The 21,331-nt window shown below is 71.7% G+C and carries 17 protein-coding genes and 3 pseudogenes; 14 read left to right on the forward strand and 6 right to left on the reverse strand.

What is annotated here, in order from left to right; translation table 11 throughout:
- Positions 1-91: 91 nt before the first annotated feature.
- Positions 92-1,444, reverse strand: coding sequence for an MFS transporter (locus ACIA8D_RS40270; RefSeq protein WP_399240239.1), 1,353 nt, complete (start codon positions 1,442-1,444; stop codon positions 92-94).
- A 107-nt stretch (positions 1,445-1,551) separates the two neighbouring features.
- On the opposite strand from ACIA8D_RS40270, the gene ACIA8D_RS40275 reads away from it, so the two are divergent.
- Complete coding sequence (locus tag ACIA8D_RS40275) at positions 1,552-2,325, forward strand: GntR family transcriptional regulator (RefSeq protein WP_399240242.1); 774 nt, start codon at positions 1,552-1,554, stop codon at positions 2,323-2,325.
- A 4-nt stretch (positions 2,326-2,329) separates the two neighbouring features.
- Here ACIA8D_RS40275 and ACIA8D_RS40280 read toward each other — a convergent pair whose 3' ends face one another.
- Complete coding sequence (locus tag ACIA8D_RS40280; protein WP_399240244.1) at positions 2,330-2,902, reverse strand: TetR/AcrR family transcriptional regulator; 573 nt, start codon at positions 2,900-2,902, stop codon at positions 2,330-2,332.
- Between the two features lie 140 nt (positions 2,903-3,042).
- Here ACIA8D_RS40280 and ACIA8D_RS40285 point away from each other — a divergent pair, with 140 nt between their 5' ends.
- The 8 genes and pseudogenes from ACIA8D_RS40285 (at position 3,043) to ACIA8D_RS40320 (ending at position 12,856) form a co-directional block, all read left to right on the forward strand.
- On the forward strand, positions 3,043-3,777 hold the full coding sequence (locus tag ACIA8D_RS40285; protein ID WP_399240246.1) for an SDR family oxidoreductase: 735 nt from the start codon (positions 3,043-3,045) through the stop codon (positions 3,775-3,777).
- 29 nt (positions 3,778-3,806) lie between these two features.
- A pseudogene (locus ACIA8D_RS40290) lies at positions 3,807-4,125 on the forward strand (hypothetical protein).
- Between the two features lie 117 nt (positions 4,126-4,242).
- Entirely contained in the window at positions 4,243-5,526 is a 1,284-nt protein-coding gene (locus ACIA8D_RS40295; RefSeq protein ID WP_399240248.1) for an ABC transporter substrate-binding protein, read from the forward strand.
- 35 nt (positions 5,527-5,561) lie between these two features.
- Positions 5,562-6,494 carry a carbohydrate ABC transporter permease gene (locus ACIA8D_RS40300; RefSeq protein WP_399240250.1) on the forward strand — a complete coding sequence of 311 codons (933 nt, stop codon included), beginning with the start codon at positions 5,562-5,564 and terminating at the stop codon, positions 6,492-6,494.
- Positions 6,495-6,544: 50 nt separating this feature from the next.
- Positions 6,545-7,399, forward strand: a complete 855-nt coding sequence (locus tag ACIA8D_RS40305; RefSeq protein WP_399240252.1) for a carbohydrate ABC transporter permease — start codon at positions 6,545-6,547, stop codon at positions 7,397-7,399.
- 2 nt (positions 7,400-7,401) lie between these two features.
- Positions 7,402-8,418: a LacI family DNA-binding transcriptional regulator gene (locus ACIA8D_RS40310; protein WP_399240254.1), complete on the forward strand. Its 1,017-nt coding sequence runs from the start codon at positions 7,402-7,404 to the stop codon at positions 8,416-8,418.
- 265 nt (positions 8,419-8,683) lie between these two features.
- Positions 8,684-10,612, forward strand: coding sequence for a cellulase family glycosylhydrolase (locus ACIA8D_RS40315; RefSeq protein WP_399240256.1), 1,929 nt, complete (start codon positions 8,684-8,686; stop codon positions 10,610-10,612).
- Between the two features lie 6 nt (positions 10,613-10,618).
- The gene (locus ACIA8D_RS40320) at positions 10,619-12,856 is read left to right on the forward strand and encodes a glycoside hydrolase family 3 N-terminal domain-containing protein (RefSeq protein WP_399240258.1); all 2,238 of its coding nucleotides are present in this window, start codon (positions 10,619-10,621) and stop codon (positions 12,854-12,856) included.
- A 13-nt stretch (positions 12,857-12,869) separates the two neighbouring features.
- Here the strand turns inward: ACIA8D_RS40320 and ACIA8D_RS40325 are convergent.
- Positions 12,870-13,823 (reverse strand): annotated as a pseudogene (locus tag ACIA8D_RS40325) (LysR family transcriptional regulator).
- 139 nt (positions 13,824-13,962) lie between these two features.
- Between ACIA8D_RS40325 and ACIA8D_RS40330 the strand changes: the two are divergent.
- The gene (locus ACIA8D_RS40330) at positions 13,963-15,612 is read left to right on the forward strand and encodes a PrpF domain-containing protein (protein ID WP_399240260.1); all 1,650 of its coding nucleotides are present in this window, start codon (positions 13,963-13,965) and stop codon (positions 15,610-15,612) included.
- Entirely contained in the window at positions 15,567-16,175 is a 609-nt protein-coding gene (locus ACIA8D_RS40335) for a hypothetical protein (protein WP_399240262.1), read from the forward strand. Before ACIA8D_RS40330 ends, ACIA8D_RS40335 begins: the two co-directional genes overlap by 46 nt.
- An 11-nt stretch (positions 16,176-16,186) precedes the next feature.
- Here the strand turns inward: ACIA8D_RS40335 and ACIA8D_RS40340 are convergent, their stop codons facing one another.
- Positions 16,187-17,005 carry an alpha/beta fold hydrolase gene (locus ACIA8D_RS40340; protein ID WP_399240264.1) on the reverse strand — a complete coding sequence of 273 codons (819 nt, stop codon included), beginning with the start codon at positions 17,003-17,005 and terminating at the stop codon, positions 16,187-16,189.
- Positions 17,006-17,168: 163 nt separating this feature from the next.
- Positions 17,169-17,840 (reverse strand): DUF4097 family beta strand repeat-containing protein, encoded by a 672-nt coding sequence (locus tag ACIA8D_RS40345; protein ID WP_399240266.1) that lies wholly within the window; start codon positions 17,838-17,840, stop codon positions 17,169-17,171.
- 242 nt (positions 17,841-18,082) lie between these two features.
- On the opposite strand from ACIA8D_RS40345, the gene ACIA8D_RS40350 reads away from it, so the two are divergent.
- Positions 18,083-18,853, forward strand: coding sequence for a helix-turn-helix domain-containing protein (locus tag ACIA8D_RS40350; RefSeq protein WP_399240268.1), 771 nt, complete (start codon positions 18,083-18,085; stop codon positions 18,851-18,853).
- Positions 18,854-18,906: 53 nt separating this feature from the next.
- Positions 18,907-19,896 carry an ornithine cyclodeaminase family protein gene (locus ACIA8D_RS40355; RefSeq protein ID WP_399240270.1) on the forward strand — a complete coding sequence of 330 codons (990 nt, stop codon included), beginning with the start codon at positions 18,907-18,909 and terminating at the stop codon, positions 19,894-19,896.
- Here the strand turns inward: ACIA8D_RS40355 and ACIA8D_RS40360 are convergent.
- Positions 19,874-20,929 (reverse strand): aldo/keto reductase, encoded by a 1,056-nt coding sequence (locus ACIA8D_RS40360; RefSeq protein ID WP_399240272.1) that lies wholly within the window; start codon positions 20,927-20,929, stop codon positions 19,874-19,876. The two genes, ACIA8D_RS40355 and ACIA8D_RS40360, sit on opposite strands and share 23 nt — an antisense overlap.
- A 121-nt stretch (positions 20,930-21,050) precedes the next feature.
- Here ACIA8D_RS40360 and ACIA8D_RS40365 point away from each other — a divergent pair.
- Positions 21,051-21,218 (forward strand): annotated as a pseudogene (locus ACIA8D_RS40365) (transcriptional regulator); the annotation flags it as partial.
- Between the last annotated feature and the right edge of the window lie 113 nt (positions 21,219-21,331).

Consider the following 21,331-nt stretch of genomic DNA (forward strand, 5'->3'; position numbering starts at 1 on the left):
CGACGACGCTCCGCGTCGCCTCCCTCCTCCGCCTTGCGATCGCACGCACCAGGACCCGCTCCCTGATCCGGCCTGATCCAAACGACAAGCCCTAGCGGACCGGCAGGGGTTCGACGCGCTTGACGACGAACGCGTACGTCAGGGCGCCGACGATCGACAGGGCGCCCGAGACGAGCAGCGGCACCAGATAGGAGCCGCCGGAGGCCGCCAGGAGGAAGCCGGTGACGATCGGGCCGAGTGCGCCGGCGACGTTCGAGGCGAAGTTCTGGATGCCGGCGAGGGAGGCGACATGGCCCGCGGTGGGCGCGACGTCGGCGGGCAGCGAGGCGACGGACGCGGTGGCGAAGGTCAGCGACGCGTAGCTCAGGGAGAGCAATGCGAGCGCGCCGGACGCGGTCGGCACGACGACGGCGAGCGCGATGACGGACGAGCACAGCGTGCCGGAGATCAGGCAGGTCTTGCGGACCTTGGTGGTCGACCAGCCCTTGCGAAGGAGCCGGTCGGCCGTGTAGCCGCCGAGCAGCGAGCCGACGATGGCGACGAGACCGGGGACCGTGCCGAAGAACCCGAGCGAGAGGAGGTCGAAGCCGCGCTCGTCGACGAGGTAGCTGGGGAACCAGGTGATGAAGAAGTAGATGACGTAGTTGAGGCAGAAGAAACCGAGCATCATGCCCCAGACCGTCCGGTACCGGAACAGGTCGCGCCAGCGCACCTTGGGCCCGTCGGCGCTCTCGGCCGGTGCCTCCTCGACGCGGGCGCCGCCGGCCTCGATGTACGCGCGCTCCTCGTCCATGAGCCTCGGGTGGTCGGCGGGCTCGTGGTACAGCCGCCACCAGCCGATGATCCACAGGAAGCCGAGCAGCCCGCAGGCGACGAAGGCGACCCGCCAGTGGAAGACCGAGACCAGCATCGTGACGAGCGGCAGGGCGATGGCGGTGCCGACGCGGGCGCCGTTGTCCCACACGCTGTTCGCGAGGGTGCGCTCGTGCCGCGGGAACCAGCGAGACACGGCCTTCGCGGGCGCCGGATAGCCGGCGGCCTCGCCCGCGCCGAGCAGCATCCGCGCGCCGACGAGCGAGCCGACCCCGCGCACCAGGCCCATGCCGATGGTGGCCACCGACCACCAGATCGCGCCCAGCGCGAAGACCCGTTTCACGCCGTACTTGTCGAGCAGCGCCCCGGCGGGCAGCTGGCAGAGCGCGTACGCCAGGAAGAACGCGCTGAGCACGAAGCCCTGGGTCTCGGGTCCTATGTGCAGGTCCTTGGACATGGTGGGCAGCGCGACGCTGAGCGTGGAGCGGTCTAGGTAGTTGACCGCGAGGCCGCCGAAGCAGAGCACGGCGATGCCCCAGCGGACGTTCTTGCCGCGGCCGCGGGGACGGGGTGGCGGGGTCGTGCCGGACGGCGTCGTCACCTCGGAGTCGGTGACGGGATGGCTGGTCATCGTTGACCTCCGGTCGGAAGCAGGCCTGTCACTTTCTACCTGCGCGACCACTTACATACAAGGCTTGTATGTAAGAATTTCAGCAGCCGAGGTGAGAGGGTGACGGCATGCGGGACGAGCAGCGACGAAGCAGGAAGACGGGCCGGCGCACGCCGGAGGACGCGACGCCCAGGGAGTCCAACCGGGTACGCGTGCACGCGCTGCTGCGCTCGCGCATCACGTCCCTGGAACTGCTGCCGGGCGCCCCGCTGTCGGAGAATGAACTCGCCGCGGAGCTCGACGTCAGCCGCACCCCGGTGCGCGAGGCGCTGATCCTGCTCGGTGAGGAGTCGCTGGTCGACATCTTCCCGAAGCTCGGTACGTTCGTCTCACGGATCAGCGTCGACGCCGTCCTGGAGGCCCAGTTCATGCGCGAGGCGCTCGAACTGGCCGCGCTGCGCGAGGCGGTGAAGCGGGCCGACGGCGCGGACATCGCGGCGCTGCGCGCCGCCCTCGACGCACAGCGCGACGCGTTCGAGGCGGCGGACGACGACCTGTTCTTCGAGGAGGACGAGGCGTTCCACCGCCGCCTGATGGAGACCAGCGGGCATCGCACGCTGTGGCGCACGGTCACGACGGCCAAGGCCCACCTCGACCGCGCCCGCCGCCTGAGCCTGCCGCTGCCGCACCGCGTCGAGCACCTCATCGACGAGCACCGGGCGGTGGTCGACGCCCTGGAGGAGCGCGACGCGGCCCGCGCCGAGGAGGCGCTGCGCGGCCACCTCCAGGGCGTCTTCGACGACATCGGCACCATCCAGGCAGTGCGCCCCGAACTCTTCGTGGAATCAGCTGAGTTGCCCCCGCCCAGCAGGCCCCGCGCCCACCCCGGGCTGCACGCCTGAGCATTCAGGCGGTGCGCCGCAGTCCGTCCAGGGTGAGGTCGAGGAGCCGCTCGGCCTGGGCACGCTGCTCGGGCTTCGCCGAGGTCAGGGCGATTCCGGCGAGGGCGGCGAAGATGTCGCTCGTGGGGATGTCGGAGCGGATCGCGCCGGCGCGCGTACACGCGTCCATCAGCTCGGCGATGGACGCCTCGATCATGTCCCGGCTGTGCCCGTACGGGTTGCCGCCCTCGGCGGCCATGGCGCGCAGCGCGTCGGCCATGCCGTACTTGGCGCTCGCGTAGTCCATGAAGCGGCGGGTCCACGCGCGCAGCGCCTCGAACGGCGGGCGCGTCGCGAGCAGCTCGGTGGCGGCCCCGCACAGCTGGGCCACCTCGTTGCGGTAGGCCGCCTCGATCAGGGCCTCGCGGGTCGGGAAGTTGCGGTAGAGGGTCGCGCTGCCGACGCCCGCGGCCTTCGCGATGTGTTCGAGGCGGGCGTCGAGACCGTCCTCGGTGAACACCCGCACCGCCGCGGCCAGGATCTTCTCCCTGTTGCGTCGCGCGTCCGCTCTCAGCGGCCGCTGAGTACCTCGCTCCATCGCCGGCCCCCCTTCGTGCCACTTGCCAAGTGGAGGCTACCCCACTTACGGTCGCACCATCAGCCTAAGTGGGGAGTTCCCCACTTTCATCTTTGGGGCACGGCCCCGGCCTGCCCACACCCGCCCCGGAGGGACCACCGATGTCGGACATCGAAGGCAAGGTCGTTGCGATCACGGGCGCCGGCAGCGGCATCGGCGAGGCCACGGCCCTGCTGCTCGCCGAGCGCGGCGCCAAGGTCGTCCTCGGCGCACGCCGCACCGAACGCCTGGCGGATCTGGCGGGCCGCATCGAGAAGTCCGGCGGCCAAGTCACCTGGCTCCGCACGGATGTGACGGTGCGCCAGGACCAGGCCTCGCTCGTCGAGTTGGCCCGCGACCGCTTCGGCAGGCTGGACGTGCTCGTCAGCAATGCCGGGATCGGGCCGATCTCCCCGCTGGACGACCTGCGCGTCGAGGACTGGGAGAACATGATCGATGTCAATTTCAAGGGCGTGCTCTACGGGATCGCGGCCGCGCTGCCGGTCTTCCGGGAGCAGGGCGCGGGCCACTTCGTCAATGTCGTATCCACCGCGGGCCTGAGGATCGTCCCGACGCAGGCAGTGTACGCGGCCACCAAGAACGCGGTGCGGACCCTCTCCGAGGGCCTGCGCCAGGAGGCCGGGGACAGCCTGCGGGTGACGGTCGTCTCGCCGGGCGTCACCCGCACGGAGTTCGCGGACCACATGGCGCCGGAGGTGAAGGACCGGATCGCCTCGTCCATGGGTGACATCGGCATCCCGCCGGAGTCGATCGCGCGCGCCATCGCCTTCGCCGTCGAGCAGCCGGCCCATGTCGACGTCGGTGACATCGTCGTACGCCCCACGGCTCAGGGGTAGTTGGGCCCGCCTGCTGCTCCGGTGCGCCGATGGAAGCGCTGGAGCTCGACGCCTGGCCGCCGGAGCCGATCCGGACCGAACGGCTCGCGCTCCGTGGGTCCGAGGCCCGGGACCGGGCGGCGTTCATCGAGTTGCTCGCCTCGCCGGAGGTGCACACCCACCTCGGCGGCGCTCGACTGGCTGACCGAGGCCCTTCCCGGCGAACCGGTGGTGCTGACCACCCAGACCGCCAACACCGGCTCGATGCGCCTCGCGGCGACGTTGGGGTTCATCGAGGTCGAACGGTTCGAGGCCTGGAGCGCCGAGCAATGGCTCGGCATGCGGCCCCCGGTCGCTCCGGCCGCCTGACCCATACCGCGCAACACCTCATCCGCTCCAAAGGGTTGACCACCTTCCGCTTCCCGCTTACGTTGCTCGCACCTCGAAGGTATATCGATATACCAACGCGACAGGAGGCCTCCCGCCTTGCGCTCCCCGATGAATCGACGCGGCTTCATGGCTCTGGGTGCGGGTCTTGCGGCGGTGCCTGCGCTCAGCGCGTGCGGCGCGTTCTCCGCATACGGCTCGGACCCCGACACCCTGGTGATCCACAGCCAGATGGGCGGGAACGCGCCCGGCTCCCCCACGTTCCGCGCGGTCGTGAACCAGTTCCGCAAGGAAAACCCGGACATCACCGTGAAGAACCTGATCAACGGCGACGACCTGGGGCAGGTCTACGAGACCTCGCGGCTCGCGCGCGCCGAGGCCGATGTCGTGATGGTCAACCTCTACGACAAGACGCTGTCGTGGACCGAGGTCGGCGCCACCGTTCCGGTCGGCGACTACCTCGACCACTGGGGCCTGCGCGAGCGGATCATCCCGAAGGCCGTGACCGAGTGGACCGACACCGAGGGCCGGCTGCGTGCCTTCCCCTACATCGGGACGAACTGGCCGATCGCCTTCAACCACGCACTCCTTGACCGCGCCGGGGTCGACGCCCCGCCGACCACATCCGACGAACTCGTCGCCGCCACACGGAAGTTGCGCGGCAAGGGCATCACGCCCTTCACCGTGGGCGGCAACGACTGGACGGGGCAGAAGCTGCTCGCCCAGATCATCCAGACGTTCCTGACCCCGGCCGAGGCCCGGCACCTGTTCCGCGGGGGCGACTTCAGCGGCTCGCGCGGCGCCCAGGAGGGCATCGCGTACTTCGTGGACCTGCGGGACGCCGGGGTGTTCGCCGACAAGGCGCAGGGCCTGATGTCCGACTCGATGACGACGCAGTTCAACACGGGGCACGCGGCCATGCAGTCGGCGATGTCGTCCGCTCTCGCCAGCGTTCCCGACAACGTTGTCAAGACCACGTCCGTCGGTGGCTTCCCGCTTCCCGGCGGGGCGGTCCAGAAGAAGCCGACCATCCTGCGCACGTACACCGTCTCCGGCTTCTGGATCAGCCCGAACGGCGTCAAGAAGATCAGGACGGTCGAGCGGTTCATCCGCTTCATGTACCGGCCGGAGATCGTGGATCGGTTCGTCACCGAGGGCGGGCGCGACATGTCGGTGGTCACCGACGCGCTCAGCACGGACTTTCCGCTGGTGGCGAAGGCGCAGCAACTCGGCGACTCCGTCGGCCAGGTGGTGCTGCCGGACCAGTACATCCCGTCGGTCGCCGCGCAGCCGCTGATCCAGGCGACGTCGACGGCCTTCACCCCCGGTACCTCCGCGCGTGCGATCCGCACGGCGCTCGAGTCCGCGTACCGCTCCGCCTGAGCCCGCAGAACGTCGAGAACGGAAAGCCGCCAACGATGACCATCACGACGCCCCGGCCCGCCGTCGGCGCGGGCCGCGCCCCCTCCCCCGAGCAGACCCGCACGAGCCGCAATCGTCAGGGCGGCACGATCCTCGCCGTGCCCGCGCTCGTCTGGTACCTGCTGTTCATGGTCGGCCCGATGGTCGCGATCTTCGTGATCGCGGCGCTGCACTGGCCGGGCATGCTCCAGCCGGTGTCCTTCGCGGGCCTCGACAACTTCCGTACGGTCTTCGCCGATCCGGCCTTCTGGGCGGCCGTGCGCAACACGGCGGTCCAGCTGACGATCGCGCTGCCGGTGATGATCGTGTGCGCGTACATGATCGGCTACTACGTGGCGCAGCAGCCGCCGGGCCATCGTGTCATTCGGTATCTGCTGTTCGTGCCGGGCCTGATCTCGACGCCGGCGAAGGCGATGGTCTTCTACGCCGCCCTCTCCCCCGACGGGCTGCTGAACGGCGCCCTGTCGGGGCTCGGCCTCGACTCGCTCACCGACGCGTGGCTCGCGAGTCCGTCGACGGCCCTGTACTGCCTGATCGGCATGGACATCTGGGCGGGCATCGGCTTCACCGCCGTGCTGTTCGCCGCCCGCCTGTCCAGCGTTCCCGAGGACCTCGGCGAGGCGGCGCAGCTGGACGGGGCGGGGCACTGGCGGACGATGTGGGGCATCCACTTCCCGGTCGTGCGGGACTACGTGGGTGTAGTGACGATGCTTCAACTCCTGTGGACGCTGTTCGGCTCCGCGCAGTACGTGCTGCTGCTCACCCAGGGCGGCCCCGGCACCTCGTCGACGACGCTGTCCTTCCTCGTCTACCAGAAGGCGTTCATCGAGGCGGACCTCGGTTACAGCCAGGCCGTGGGCGTGATCCTGTTCCTGTCCGGGCTCGTGGGCCTGCTGACCGTCCGCCGCGTCTTCCGCGCCGGCCACTGAAGCCGTGGCCACTGAAGCCCGTGCCCTGAGCCGATCGGAGCTGTTGTCCCATGAGTCTCCCCCTGAGCAAGCGTCGTGCGAAGTTCGGCCGGTCGTGGTGGCCCGCGCACATCCTCGTGTGGGGGTACGCGGTGCTGCTCGCGGTGCCGCTGTACTACTTCGTCGTCTCCGCGTTCAAGTCGAACGACGCGATCTTCGGCAGCCCGCTGGCGCCGCCGACCTCGTTCGGCTTCGACAACTTCGCGACGGCCTTCAGGACCGCGGGGCTCGGCACGGCGGTGTTCAACTCGGCCCTGGTGACCGTGCTTTCACTGGTCCTGACGCTGGGGCTCGCGATCCCGGCGGCGTTCGCGCTCGCCCGGTCCGAGGGCCGGGCCGCGTCGGTCATCGAGAAGGTGTTCTCGCTCGGGTTCCTGATCCCGACGTTCGCCGCCCTGTTCCCCACCTTCCTGCTCGCGGCGGCGACCGGCCTGTTCCACACCCGTACGTTCATGGTGCTACTGCTCCCGGCGACCGCGTTGCCGCTGTCGGTGGTGATCCTGGTGCAGTTCATGCGGACCATCCCGAAGGAGATGGAGGAGGCGGCGCGGATGGACGGCGCCTCGACCTTCGCGGTGCTGCGCCACATCTACGCGCCGATGTGTCTGCCCGGCATCGCCACGGTGCTCCTCCTCAACTTCCTGAGCTTCTGGAACGAGTACCTGTACTCGCTCGTCCTCATCGGCCCCGATCCGGACCTGCGCACGATCCAAGTCGCCCTGCCCACACTGAAGTCGGTGACCGGCACGGACTACGGTGTGCTGACGGCGGGCACCGTGCTCACCCTCGTCCCGGTGTGGATCGTGTACACGGTGTTGCAGAAGAGGATGCAGACGGCGCTCGTCAGCGGGGCGGTGAAGATGTGAGCGTGCCGAACAAGGGCAGCCGCCCCACCATCAAGGACGTGGCGGCCGAGGCCGGGGTGTCACCGGGCGCGGTGTCGAAGGTGTTCAACGGCACGGGCCGGATCTCCGAGCCGACCCGGCGGCGCGTGCAGGACGCCGCGGCCCGCCTCGGCTGGTCGCCGAACGCGGCGGCGAGCGCGCTGCGCCGCTCCCGCAGTCACACCATCGCTCTCGTGGTGCGCCGCCCCAGCGATGTCCTGGGCACGGACCCGCACTTCAGCGAGCTGATCAACGGTCTGGAGAGCGAGCTCGCGCCGCGCGGCTACGGTCTGCTCCTGCACCTCGTCGCGGACGGCGACGAGGAGGGCCGGCTGTACGAGCGGCTCGCCGCCGAGGGCCGGGTCGACGGCGCAGTGCTCACGGAGAGCCGGATCGACGACCCCCGCCCTGCCCAACTGCGGGGACTCGGGCTGCCGTTCGTGCTGCTCGGCGGCCCCGACGGGGTGATGCTCAGCCACCAGGAGACCGGTGTCACGGAGGCGGTGGAGCATCTGCTCGCGCTCGGCCACCGGCGGATCGGCTACGTGTCCGGGCCGCCGGAGCTGGTCCACTCCGGGTTCCGGCAGGGCGTGCTCACCGATGTGCTCGCCCGGTCCGGGCTCGCCCCGGCCGCCGTGATCCCCACGGACTTCGGCGCCGAGGCGGCCATCGCCGCGACGGAACGGCTCCTCGCCCTCTCCCCCCGGCCCACCGCGATCGTCTACGCCAACGACTCGATGGCGATGTGCGGCATCGGCGCCACCCAGCGGGCGGGCCTGTCGGTCCCCGCCGACCTGTCCGTCATCGGCTACGACGACCTGCCGCTCGGCCGCTGGCTGCACCCACGGCTCACCACCGTCGACCAGCGGGTGACCGTGGTGGGGGCGGCGGCGGCGCGGGTACTCCTCGCGGAGGTCGGCGAGGAGGGTGTGCCTGCGCCCGAACTCGCGGACAGCCCGCGGCTCGTCGTACGCGAGTCGACAGGCCCCGCGGCCCCTTAGGGCTTGTCGTTTGGATCAGGCCGGATCAGGGAGCGGGGCCTGGTGCGTGCGATCGCAAGGCGGAGGAGGGAGGCGACGCGGAGCGTCGTCGACCGACGACAACGCCGCGAGCGTGCGTGCCAGGCCCCGCGAGCCCGGCCTGATCCAAACGACAAGCCCTAGGCCACACCGGCGTTGCGGGCACGGGGCTCTGCCCCGGACCCCGCTGCGCAATCGCCGCAGGGGCTTAGATCTCCCCACTCACTACCTTCTGGAGCATCCCACCATGCGTCGCCACAGCGCCCAGCTGTCCCACCACCCCGCCGTTCTGCCCTGGCTCGGTGCCAACTACTGGTCCCGCACCGGCGGCCCGCTCATGTGGCGGAACTACGACCCCGCCGTCGTGCGCGAGGAGCTGCGGACCCTCCACGACCACGGCCTGAACATGACGCGGTCCTTCTTCTACTGGCCCGACTTCCACCCGGAGCCGCACCGCATCGACGAGAAGCTCTGCGACCGCTTCCGGGACTTCCTCGACGCGCACGAGGAGCTCGGCATGGGGTCCATGCCCACCTTCATCGTCGGCCACATGTCCGGAGAGAACTGGGACCCGGCCTGGCGCGGCAACCGCGATCTGTACGAGGACGTGTGGATGGTCGGCCGGCAGGCGTGGTTCGCAGCTGAGATGACGCGCCGGTTCAAGGACCACCCGGCGGTGACCGGCTGGCTGATCACCAACGAGATGCCGGGGTACGGCCGGATCTACCAGGTCGACCCGCCGTCCTCGAACGTGGTGACGGCGTGGGCGCAGTTCATGTGTCAGGCCGTCGTGGCGGCGGGTGCGACGCAGCCCGTGTCGCTCGGGGACGGCGCCTGGGGCATCGAGGTCACCGGCAAGGACAACGGGTTCTCGCTGCGCGACACGGACCCGTACGTGGACTTCGTCGGCCCGCACGTCTACCGCTCGGACACGGACCGGCCGCGCCAGCACTACCGGGCCGCGTTCGAGTGCGAACTGGCGGCGGTGACCGGGAAGCCGGTGATCCTGGAGGAGTTCGGCCTGTCGACGGACACGGTGTCCGCGCGCAACGCGGGCGTCTACTACCGGCAGACGCTGCACAACTCGCTGCTCGGCGGGGCGACGGGCTGGATGGCGTGGAACAACACGGACTACGACGACCTGTGGGAGCAGTCGCCGTACGACCACCACCCCTTCGAGATGCACTTCGGGATCACGGACAGTGCGGGTCGGCCGAAGGAGCCGCTGCACGAACTCGCCGCGTTCGCCGAGGTGTTGAAGACCGTGGACTTCCCGCGCTGCCGCCGCACGGACGCGGGCGCGGCGCTCGTCGTCCCGGCGTTCCTGGAGAAGGGCTACCCGTACAGCCGCCCCGCCGACCGGCCGCTGATCTTCACGTCGCTGCACCAGAGCTACGTCGCCGCACGCGGCGCGGACCTCCCCGTGGGCTTCGTGCGCGAGGTGGACGGGCTGCCGCAGGACGGTGACGTACAACTGTATCTGCTGCCGTCCACACGGCAGTTGACGACGCGGACGCGGCGCGGCCTGGAGGAGCGGGCGCGCGCGGGGGCGACGGTGTATCTGTCGTTCTGCTCGGGCGAGCACTCGGGCACGCGCGGGCCGTGGTTCCACGACCTGGACGGCCTGTTCGGCGTCGAGATGCAGCTGTCGTACGGGGTGGCGGAGCCGATCGAGGACGACGAGCTGGCCATGACGTTCACCGAGGACTTCGGCGGTGTGCGGGCCGGTGAGACACTGCGCTTCCCCGTCGCGGGCAACGAGGACAGCCGCGCCTGGCTGCCGGTGGTCCCGGACGGCGCACGGGTCGTCGCGACCGACGCGCACGGCCGTCCGGCGCTGCTCGTCCACGAGATCGGCGCGGGCCGGGCGGTCCTCGCCACGTACCCGCTGGAGCACATGACCGCGCGGACCGCGCACGTGAACCCGGAGCAGACGCACCGGCTGTACGCGGCGCTCGCCGAGGTCGCGGGCGCGGCCCGCCCGGTGACCGTGGACACCCCTCTGGTCAGCGCCGACACCCTCGTCCACGAGGACGGGCGGCGGTTCCTGTGGCTGGTCAGCCAGGCGGACGAGGAGCTGACGGTGCGCCCCGCCGACCGTCTGGGCAAGCCGCTCGACGAGGTGACGCTCGCACCGTACGGGGTGCGGGTCCTGGAACTGGACACGGAGGCCTGACGCGCCATGGAGCTGTTCAAGGACGCGGGGGCGCCGGTCGCCGACCGGGTGCGTGATCTGCTCGGCCGGATGACGCTCACGGAGAAGGTCGGCCAGGTCAACCAGCGAATGTACGGCTGGGACGCCTACGAGCGCGCCCCGGAGGGACACCGCCTGACGGACGCCTTCCGCGACGAGGTGGCACGGTTCGACGGGATGGGCGCGCTGTACGGCCTGCAACGGGCCGACCCGTGGTCCGGTGTCACCTTCACCGACGGCATCACGGCGGCGGACGGCGCGCGGGTCGCGAACGCCGTGCAGCGCCATGTCGTCGAGCACACGCGGCTCGGCATCCCCGTCCTGCTGGTGGAGGAGGTGCCGCACGGCCACCAGGCGCTCGACGGCACCGTGCTGCCCGTGAACCTCGCGGTCGGCGCCACCTGGGACCCGGACCTGTACCGGGAGGCGGCAGCCGCCGCAGCGGCCGAACTGCGGGCCCGCGGCGGGCACATCGCGCTCGTCTCCGCGCTCGACCTGGTGCGGGACCCGCGCTGGGGCCGCGCGGAGGAGTGCTTCGGCGAGGACCCGTACCTGGCGGCGCGGCTCACCGAGGCGCTGGTGGAGGGGATGCAGGGCGCGGGTGGGTCCTTCGGGTCGGACCGGGCGGCCGTCGTGCTCAAGCACTTTGCGGGGCAAGGGAGTTCGGTCGGCGGACGCAACAGTGCCGCCACCGAGATCGGCGCCCGCGAGCTGCACGAGATCCATCTCCCGGCGGCCCTCGCGGGCGTGCGGGCGGGGGCGGCGGGCGTGATGGCCGCGTACAACGAGTTCGACGGACTGCCGTGCGCGGCCTCGCACGACCTGCTCACCGTGCTGCTGCGCGAGCGCTGGGGCTTCGAGGGCCTGGTCATGGCGGACGGGTGCGCGCTCGACCGGCTGGTGCGGCTTGCCGGCGACCGCCCCTCAGCGGCGGCGCTCGCCCTGTCGGCGGGCACGGACCTGAGCCTGTGGGACGGGGTGTTCCCGGAGCTGGGGGCGGCGGTGGAGCGCGGACTCGTACCGGCCTCGGTGCTGGACACGGCGGTGGCCCGCGCCCTGACACTGAAGTTCCGGCTCGGCCTCTTCGAGCGCCCTTACGTCACCGAGACACGCGAAATGGGCACTGCCACACGGGAGTTGAGCGAGCGCATCGCCCGCGCCTCGATCACACTCCTGCACAACGACGGGGCGCTTCTCCCCCTCGGCCCCGACACGAAGCGCATCGCCGTCATCGGCCCGAACGCCGACTCCGTCCCGCAGCAGATCGGCGACTACACCTCGCCCCAGCGGCCGGGCAGTGGTGTCTCGGTGCTCGCCGGGCTGCGGGAGGCCGGAGCGGACGTGACGTACGCGCGCGGCTGCGATCTGGTGGGCGACGACCGTTCGGGGATCTCGGAGGCCGTGGAGCTGGCCGCCGCGTCCGATGTCGTGGTGCTCGTACTCGGCGGTTCCAGCGCGCGCGAACACGACACGCTCTTCGACGCCAACGGTGCCGCCGTCGTCGCCACCGGCAATCCGACGGAGATGACCTGCGGCGAGGGCGTCGACCTCGCCGACGTCCGACTCGGCGCCGGGCAGCGGGCACTCGCCGGGGCAGTGGCGGCGACCGGCACCCCGTGCGTGGCGGTGCTGGTCCAGGGGCGCCCGCACGCCGTGCCCGAACTCGCCCCCAGCGCAGGGGCGTTGGTGAGTGCCTGGTATCCGGGGCCGTGGGGCGGCCGGGCCGTCGCGGACGTGCTCCTGGGCGCCTGCGAGCCGAGCGGACGGCTGCCCGTCTCGGTGCCCCGCTCCTCCGGCCAGCTCCCCGTCTTCTACAACTCCAAGGACCACGGCTTCCGCGGCTACGTCGACGAACCGGGGACGCCCCTCCACCCCTTCGGCCACGGACTGTCGTACACCACCACCGAGTTCGGCACGCCCCGTGTCTGCGACGGGGTGTGCGAGGTCGAGGTCGCCAACACCGGGAGCCGCCCGGTCCGCGAGACCGTCCAGCTCTACGTGCGCCGGGTGAGCGGCGCGACGTCCTGGCCGCGTGTCCGGGAACTGCGCGGCTTCCGGCGCGTGGACCTGGCGCCGGGCGAGAAGGCCACGGTCGTCTTCCCCCTCGACGACACGGTCCTGTCCTCGGTGACCCGCTCCCTGGACCGGGCGGTGGAACCGGGCACGTACGAGATCGGGACGGGACCCTCGTCGGACTCCACGCGGTCCGTGACGTTGACCGTCTGACCGTCCGATCGCCTCAGGCGCGGCGGACCGCTCCCAGTTGCGCCCGGTCGAGGCCCGGCGCCGCGAACCGCCGCGCCACCGTGCGCAGGACGCGCGCCATCGCCTGCGCGGGTGGCGTCGCGGGCCGGGACGTGGAGCGGGCGAGGAGGATGCGGCGGGTCGGCGCGGCGACATCGGAGGCGAAGGGCAGCAGCCGGACGTCGCTGCGCCGGCTGGTGAGGGCGAGCCGCGGCGCGAGCGCGATGCCGAGTCCGGCCGCGACCATCGCCTGCGCCTCCTGGTAGTCGTGCGAGGCGTAGGCGATCCGCGGTTCGAAGCCCGCCTGCCGGCAGCTGCGGCGCAGCACGTCGGCGACGGGGTGGTTGTCCGCGCGGATGATCCACTCCTGGTCGGCGAGACCCCCGAGACGGACCGGCGCGTGGGCGCGCAGCGGGGAGTCGGCGGGCACGACGAGGACCGTCGGGTCGTCGAGGAGCTGGGTGAGGGCGAGGGCCGGGTCGTCGACCCGGTTCCACTCGTAGTCCCACAGCAGCGCCTGCTCCACCTCGCCGGTGTGCAGCATCTCGCGGAGTTCGGCGAGCACGCCCGCCCGGACCTCGATGCGGATGCCGGTGTGGCTGCGGCGGAACTTGGTGAGCGCCAGCGGCAGCAGCGACGCGCTCGCCGTGGGGAACGAACCGAGTTGCAGCGTGCCCTGGTCGAGGGCGGCGAACGAGTGCAGGTCCGCCTCGGCGGCGCGCAGTTCACGGCGCACCGCGCGGCCGCGTTCGGCCAGCGCGGCGCCCGCCGGGGTGGGCCGGATTCCGCGCGGCAGCCGCTCCACGAGGGGTTATCCCGCCTCCTGCTCCAGGAGCGACATCTGCTGGGAGGCCGCGGAGGTGGTCATGCCCAGCTCCTCCGCCGCCGCGGTGAGCGAGCCGCGCTCGGCGGCCTCGGTGAGGAGCAGCAGGCGGCGCACGTTCAGCATGGGTGACACTTTAGCGGAGCTAAACCCGATTGAAGTGAACTGCCATTGTCCCCAAGTCGCGGCTCTGCCATGGTCTTGGCAATCGCCGGAACGGCCTGTTCCACCGGCGTTCACCACTGATCAAGGAAGAGCCTCAGACGTGCACATCCCTGCGACGCTCGTGCGCGGTGGCACCAGCAAGTGCTGGTTGTTCCACCAGGTCCATGTCCCGGCCGACCGCGGGGAGTTGGCGCGCATGCTGGTCGCCGCGTACGGCGCCGCGGACCCCGTGGAGCTGGACGGGGTCGGCGGTGCCACCCCCACCACCTCCAGGGCGGCGGTCGTCAGTGTCTCGCCCGAGCCGGGCGTCGACATCGACTATCTCTTCGCCCAGGTCGGCATCGGCGACGCCACCGTGGAGTGGACGAGCAACTGCGGCAACTGCGCCACGGGCGTCGCCCTGTACGCGGTGGCAAAGGGGATGGTGCCGATCGCGGGCGACCGGACCCGCGTCGTCATGCGCAACAGCAACACCGGCGCGGTCCTGGAGGGTGTCGTGGACACCACGGGAGGCGTGGTGCGGCACTTCGGACAGCAGACCGTTCCGGGCACCCGGGCCGGCGGGGTCGCCGTCGACCTCACGTTCCGCGACCCGGCGGGCGGCACCACGGGCGCCCTGCTCCCGACCGGGCAGGCCACGCGCAAACTCCCGGTCCCGGGCGCGGATCCGGTCCTCGTGAGCATGGTGGACGCCGGGGCCCCGGTCGTCCTCCTCGACGCGGAGGGGGCGGGGCGCGACGGGTCCGCGTCCCTGGACCAGGTGCGGGCCGATGTGCCGTGGCTGCGCGCGGTGCGGCATGCCGCGGCGCCGTTGATGGGCCTGGTCGAGCCGGGCCGCGAGCCCGGTGACGCGGTCCCGAAGGTCGGTCTGGTCGGGGCCCCGGTGCCGTACACGACGACGCTCGGCGAACAGGTCGCGGCCGGGGACTACGACGTCTCGGTCTCCTCGGGCGCCATCTACACGCTCACCGCGGGCCACTGCGTGCCCGGCACCGGCAACACCTGGTACATGGACTACAACGGCACCAAGATCGGCACCCAGACCGCGTACAGCTTCGGCTCCGGCACCACCGGCGCCTGCGACGGCTCCACGCGCGCCTGCGACTGGGCCACCATCAGGTCCGACGGTCCCGACATCAACCCGCTGGGCACGGTGCGCTACTGGGGCGGCGACTACCACCAGATCGAGAGCTCCCGGTATCCGGCGGAGGGCGAGCACATCGACCGGATCGGCGTCAGCAGCCAGGACCTGACCGGCAACGTCACCAAGACGAGCGCGGGCTGCACGTCTACTGAGTCCCGGCACGGAGCAACGGGCCGTACGGTCGGCTCGACCGGCTCGGCCGGTGAACCCATTCCGGCTCTGCCACGTCACAGGGGCAGAGGAGTCGGCCGTAGGCCCGGTGTCGTCCAGGAGGTCACATGCGTAGCGGGGCAGTTCGCTCCGGCAGGCGTTCGGCAGGGGTCGCCCTGTCCGTCGCCGGTCTTGTCGCCGCGGCCGGTTGCGGCGGCGAGAAGGTGGCGGGGGACGACGGGGACACGCTCGCCGAACGGGCCCGGCAGGTGGCCGACGCCTGGGACGGTTCGTCGGCGGCCGCCGCGTGGCGGGCCGGATACCACCCCACCGGGGAGGCGATCCAGCTCCCGCGCGGCGGCCTGCGCGACGGCGCCGACCAACAGGCGTACGAGCGACGGAATTTCACGGTGCGGGGCAAGCTGCCCGGCACCGGGGCGAAGAACGGCGAGGTGACCTGGGCGGCGGGCGAGGCGGTCACCCGGCCCCTGGTGGGGGCTAAGGAGGCGTACGGCGCGCTGGCGGGCCCGCGGGTCGACGGGAAGCCGCAACTCACCGTGACGACCGTGACATTGGGGCACATGCGGCAGTCGACCAGCCGCGGGCCGGCGACGGTCCCCGCCTGGGTCTTCACCCTCGACGGCTACGCCACCCCGCTCAAGCAGGCCGCCGCCGTCCCGTCGAAGACCCCCCGGTCCCCGGTCGGGGCGGCCCACGACCTCCCGGGCCTCCCGCTCAACCGCCTGCTCGCGGTCTCCGCCGACGGGCGCACCGTGACCGTCGTCGCCCTGCACGGTGTCTGCGACGACGGCCCCGCCGTGGCCGCGCTGGAGACCCGCGGCAGCGTCGTGCTGTCCGCCTCGGTCACCGGTCGGGACGACGACCACGTGTGCACCAAGCAGGGGAAGCTGGAGCGGGTCGAGGTGCGGCTGCGGAAGCCGCTGGGCGACCGCGTCCTGCTCGACGCGCACTCCGGGAGCCCGCTCCCCTACCGGGGCCGGAACGGGCTCTCCCCCTGACCGGCCGGAGGTCACCGGCGCTGCTCGTCCAGGGCCGCGACCTCGCGGACGGCCTCGGCGATGGCGCGGTGGTCCTTCTTCAGGATCGCCCCGTGATTGCTGGCGACCTTGGCGTGGATCTCGATGTGGGCGTTGCGGGCCGTCACCTCGCAGAGGCCGGCGCGGATGCGTTCCTGCTCGTCGCCGCGGCTGCCGAGGGACGAGCCCGAGGCCACGACGTAGCGGGTGGGAACGGTGATGGCGTCGAGCACGGGGCCCAGTTCGCTCTTGCCGCCGAGCCGGCCCAGTTCGATGTTGCTCTCGGCCATCTGCGCCGCCGACATCCGCGGGAGCAGACCCGTCGGGCGGATCAGCGGTGCGAACCAGCTGACCCGCCGGAACATCGTCCGGATCCGCGCCTCCATCGCCTCGTCCAGCCAGTCGAAGGGCTGCGCGCCGTCGACCAGGACCGCGCCGATGGTGCGCTCCGGGTTCCGGCTCGCCCAGTGCGAGCCGACGTACGCGCCGTAGGACCAGCCCACGACGAGCGCCCGGTCGACACCCCTGGCGGCGAGGACCGCGTCGACGTCGCGGACGGCGGCCTCGAAGGAGTAGTCCGCCGAACGCCCCGACTTCCTGCCGCGGGCCCGCTCGTCGTAGGTGATGTGCCGCCACTGCGGGCCGAGGCCCGCGAGGACCCGGCGCCAGTAACCCTGCGTGGCGAACTGGCCGTTGAGGTAGACCACCGGGATGCCGGAGCCGCCGGAGTCGGTGACGGCGAGGGCGGTGTCGTCGACCGGGACCATGCCGGTCCACGGGGTGGCGGCCGAAGGTGCGGTGCGGTTCGTCATGGCTTCTCCTGGTTCAGCGCTTCGGAGGGTCGGTGGTTCAGTGAGTCGGTGGTTCGGTGAGTCGGTGGTTCTGTGGTCCGGGCGGGCGGTGCGCGCGGGGCCCGTGCTCAGTGGTCGAGGTGGTCGGGCCCCGCGCGGAGGTGGGCCGTCGTGCGGCGGTGTGTCACAGGCTGCGGGCGGTGATGTCCCCGTGGCCGGTCGTCGCGTGGATGGTGACCACGGACTTCGAACCTTCGGCGTTCATCAGCGTGTTGCTGATCCGGCCGTAACCGGTGCCGGCGTCGAGCGTGGCGGAGACACCGTGGGCGGCGTCGACCGTCACATCGCCCATCTGCGTGTTCAGTTCGAGCACGCCAGATGTGGCCTCGGCGATGCGGATGTCGCCCTTCTGCACCTTGATGTCGGCGGGCCCCGTCAGACGGCCGACCGTGACATCACCGGCGTAGGAGGACAGCCGCACGCTCGCGGCCTCGTCGATCTTCACGGTGCCGTGCGCGCCCTCGCAGACGAGCTCGCCGAGCCGACCGACGCCGCGGAACTCGACGGCGGTCGCGACGGCCTCGACGCCGGAACCGGCGGGCAGTTGGACCGTCACCTCGATGGCACCGGACGCGCCGAGAAGCTGGTTCTTCTCGGCCGGGGCCGACACCCGCAGGGTGCCGTCGGTGAACTCGACGGTGGTCTGCTCGGCGGCCTTCACGTCGCGGCCCTTCGAGGAGTCGACGGGGCGGACCTCGACGGTGGTGTCGGTGCGATCGGCGGCGATGACCTGGATGCGTCCGGCCGGGAGGCGCAGAACGGCGGAGATGGCGGCGGGGGTGTCGAACTTCTGCATCGTGCGCTCCTTGAGATGGTGTCGCTCCGTGTTTCCGATGAGTGAAAAGCTACGTTGCGTTTCTTGATCCATCAATACACTTGTTGCACAACTACCGTTCCATGCCAGGCCAGAGGCAGAATTTCGTTGCAACGAGTAGAGATCTAACGCAACAGAATGCATGCTTCCGTTGCATTGGGGTGGCAGTGAACGCTACGCTGACGCCGGTCAGGCGCACACAGCGGACGGAGAGGGTGCCCACGATGCCGGGAGGCCGACTCACTCAGCAGGAACGGCAGCAGATCGCGCTCGGGCTCGCCGACGGACTCGCGTACGCGGAGATCGGCCGCCGCCTGGAACGCCCCACCTCGACCATCACGCGCGAGGTGATGCGCAACGGCGGACCCACGTCCTACCGCCCCGACCTCGCCCACCGCGCCACCGAACGCCGCGCGCACCGTCGCAAGCAGGCCGCGCCGCAGGGGCCCGCGCGCGCTTCCGGGCGGGACGACGAGGCGGTGCGCGAGTACGAGGAGACGTTCACGACACTCCTCATGCAGCAGGGCCTGCCCAAGATGACGGCGCGCGTACTGACATGCCTGTTCACCAGCGACGCCGGGGGCCTCACCGCCGCGGACCTGGTGCGGCGCCTGGAGGTCAGCCCGGCGTCCGTCTCCAAGTCGGTGGCGTTCCTCGAGGAGCAGGGCCTGATCCAGCGCGAGCGGGACGCGGGACGCCGCGAGCGCTACCTCGTCGACGACGACGTCTGGTACCAGTCGTCGGTCGCGAGCGCCCGCGGCACCGCGCGGCTCGCCGAGGTCGCGCGGCAGGGGGTCGGGGTCCTCGGCCGTGACTCCCCGGCGGCCGCGCGGCTCGAGAGCATCGCCCGCTTCAGCGAGTTCATGAGCGAGAGCATTCTGCGCGCCGCCGATCAGGTGCGCGAGATCCTCCATACGAAACCGGAGACGGGCAAGTCCCCAGAGACGAGCGAGGACCCGGAGGCGGGCAAGGACACGGAGGACTCGGCCGACTGACCGTCCGGCGATACGGTGATCAACCGTTCCCGCCCACGCGAACAGGAGCACAGGTGCAGAACGAGCGGAAGGATCGGCCGTCGGCGGCGGTCGACTACATCGGCGCCGACGAGCTGGCGAAACTGCTGCCGCCCCGCGAGGCGGTCACCGCGATCCGTGCCGCACTCGCCGGCGGCCTCGACCCGGCGGCCGCGGGCCCGCCCCGCTCGATCCTCGAACTCCCGGACGGTCAGGGCCAGTTGCTCGCGATGCCCGCCGCGTCCGAGTTCGGTGTCGGGGTGAAGGCGATCTCGGCCGTCCCCGCCAACGCCGACCGCGGGCTGCCCCGCATCCAAGGCGTCCACCTCGTCTTCCGCCCGCCGTCGTACGCACCCGCCGCGGTCGTCGACGGGGCGGCGCTGACCACGCTGCGTACGCCCGCCGTGTCGGTGGCGGCGGTGCTGCCGCTGCTGACCCGGGCGGGGCGGCGGTGGCGGGTCGTGGTGTTCGGCGCGGGTCCCCAAGGGGCCGGTCACGTACGGACGTTGCGCGATGTCGGCGCCGAACTCACCGAGGTGACCTACGTGGTGCGGGACCCCTCGCGGGTGGATTCCGCGCTGGTCGGGGACGACAGGGTGGTGGCGACGGCGGATGCCGAGGAGTGGGTGCGGCGCGCCGATCTCGTGGTGTGCGCGACGCCCTCCCCCACCCCGCTCTTCGACTCGGCGCTCCTCGGCGACGACGCCGTCGTCCTTGCCGTCGGTTCGCACGACGCCGACGCCCGCGAGGTGGACTCGGCGCTGACGGCCCGCGCGCAGGTGATCGTGGAGGACGTGGACACAGCGCTGCGGGAGTGCGGTGACCTCGTGATCCCCGTGGCGGAGGGTGTCCTGTCGCCGGACCGGCTACTTCCCATGGCACGCGTCGTCCGCGACGACTCGCTGTACGCCACGGACCGGCCCGTGCTGTTCAAGGGCTCGGGGATGGCCTGGCAGGACGCGGTCGTCGCGGACGCGGCGGCACGGGCCGCGGACGACCGTGTCAGTGCTGACGGTCGAACTTGAGGTCTCCTCTCGTCACCGCGCGGATGTGTCCGCTCGCGAGCATGTCGTGCGGATAGCCGAGTTCGAGGGCGCTCGCCGCGTCGAGCCGTGTGAGGTGATCGGCGCCGAGTTCGACGTCCAGGGCGCCCAGGTTGTCCTCCAGCTGCCCGGGAGTGCGGGCGCCGATGATCGGTGCCGTCACCCCCGGATTCCGCAGCGTCCAGGCGAGGGCGATCTGGGCGGGTGTGCGGCCCAGGTCGTCGGCCACTTCCCGCACGGCGTCGGCGATGGCGAGATTGCGTTCGGTGAGGGTGCCGAGCGCGAGGTTGAAGTTACTGCGGGTGCCGTCGGCCTGTCCCGGGCGCAGGTCGTCGCGGCCGTACTTGCCGGTGAGCACACCGCCGCCGAGGGGCGAGTAAGGGATCACCCCGAGGCCCAGCTCGCGCGCCATGGGGATCAGGTCGCGCTCGCCGCCCCGCTCGATCAGGTTGTACTCGATCTGCAGCGCGACCAGCGGTGACCAGGCGCGCAGCTCGGCGATGGTCTGCATGCGGGCCACCTGCCAGGCCGGTGCGTTGCAGACGGCGACGTACAGGATCTTCCCCTGCCTGACGAGGTCGTCCAGAGCGCGCAGGGTCTCCTCGACGGGTGTCGCGTCGTCCCAGACATGGAGGTAGAGCACGTCGATACGGTCCGTGCCGAGCCGACGCAGGCTCTCCTCGACCGAGGAGAACAGGTTCTTGCGGTGGCTGCCGGCCGAGTTCGGGTCGCCGGGGCGGCGCAGCGTCGTGTACTTCGTCGCCAGGACCAGGCTGTCGCGCCGGTCGCGGGCGAAGGCGCCCAGCAGCCGCTCGGAGCTGCCGTTGCTGTACGTGTCGGCGGTGTCGAAGAAGTTCCCGCCGCGCTCGACGTACAGGTCGAACAGTTTGCGCGCCTCGTCCCGCTCGGCGCCCCAGCCCGATTCGGTGCCGAAGGTCGCGGTGCCGAGCGCCAGCGGGGAGACCCGCAGGCCGGATCGGCCGAGCAGCCGGTAGGTGTCGAGGGTGAGGGACATGGTGTCGTGCTCCTGTGCTCGCGGTTCTGGTGACGGGAACCAGACTCCGCACACCACGGGCCGCGCATAAGGGAAGGCCGATCCTGGGAAGGCCACTCCCACCCTCGTTGTTTCACCGACCATGACGACGCACACCGTGGACACCACGCAGGAGCTGGCCGCCTTCCTGCGCGCCCGGCGCGAGCGGCTGGATCCGGGCACGCTCGGCCTGCCGTCCCGTCGGCGGACCCGCCGCACGCCGGGGCTGCGCCGCGAGGAGGTCGCCGAGCTGGCCGGCGTCAGCGTCGACTAGGACTTGTGGGGGGGGGGGGGGGGGGGGGGGGGGGGGGGGGGGGGGGGGGGGGGGGGGGCGGGGGGGGGGGGGGGGGGGCGGGGGGGCGGGGCGCGCCCCCCCCCCCCCCC

Origin of the sequence: Streptomyces sp. NPDC051684 (assembly GCF_044453445.1) — a bacterium.
Taxonomy (GTDB): Bacteria; Actinomycetota; Actinomycetes; order Streptomycetales; family Streptomycetaceae; genus Streptomyces.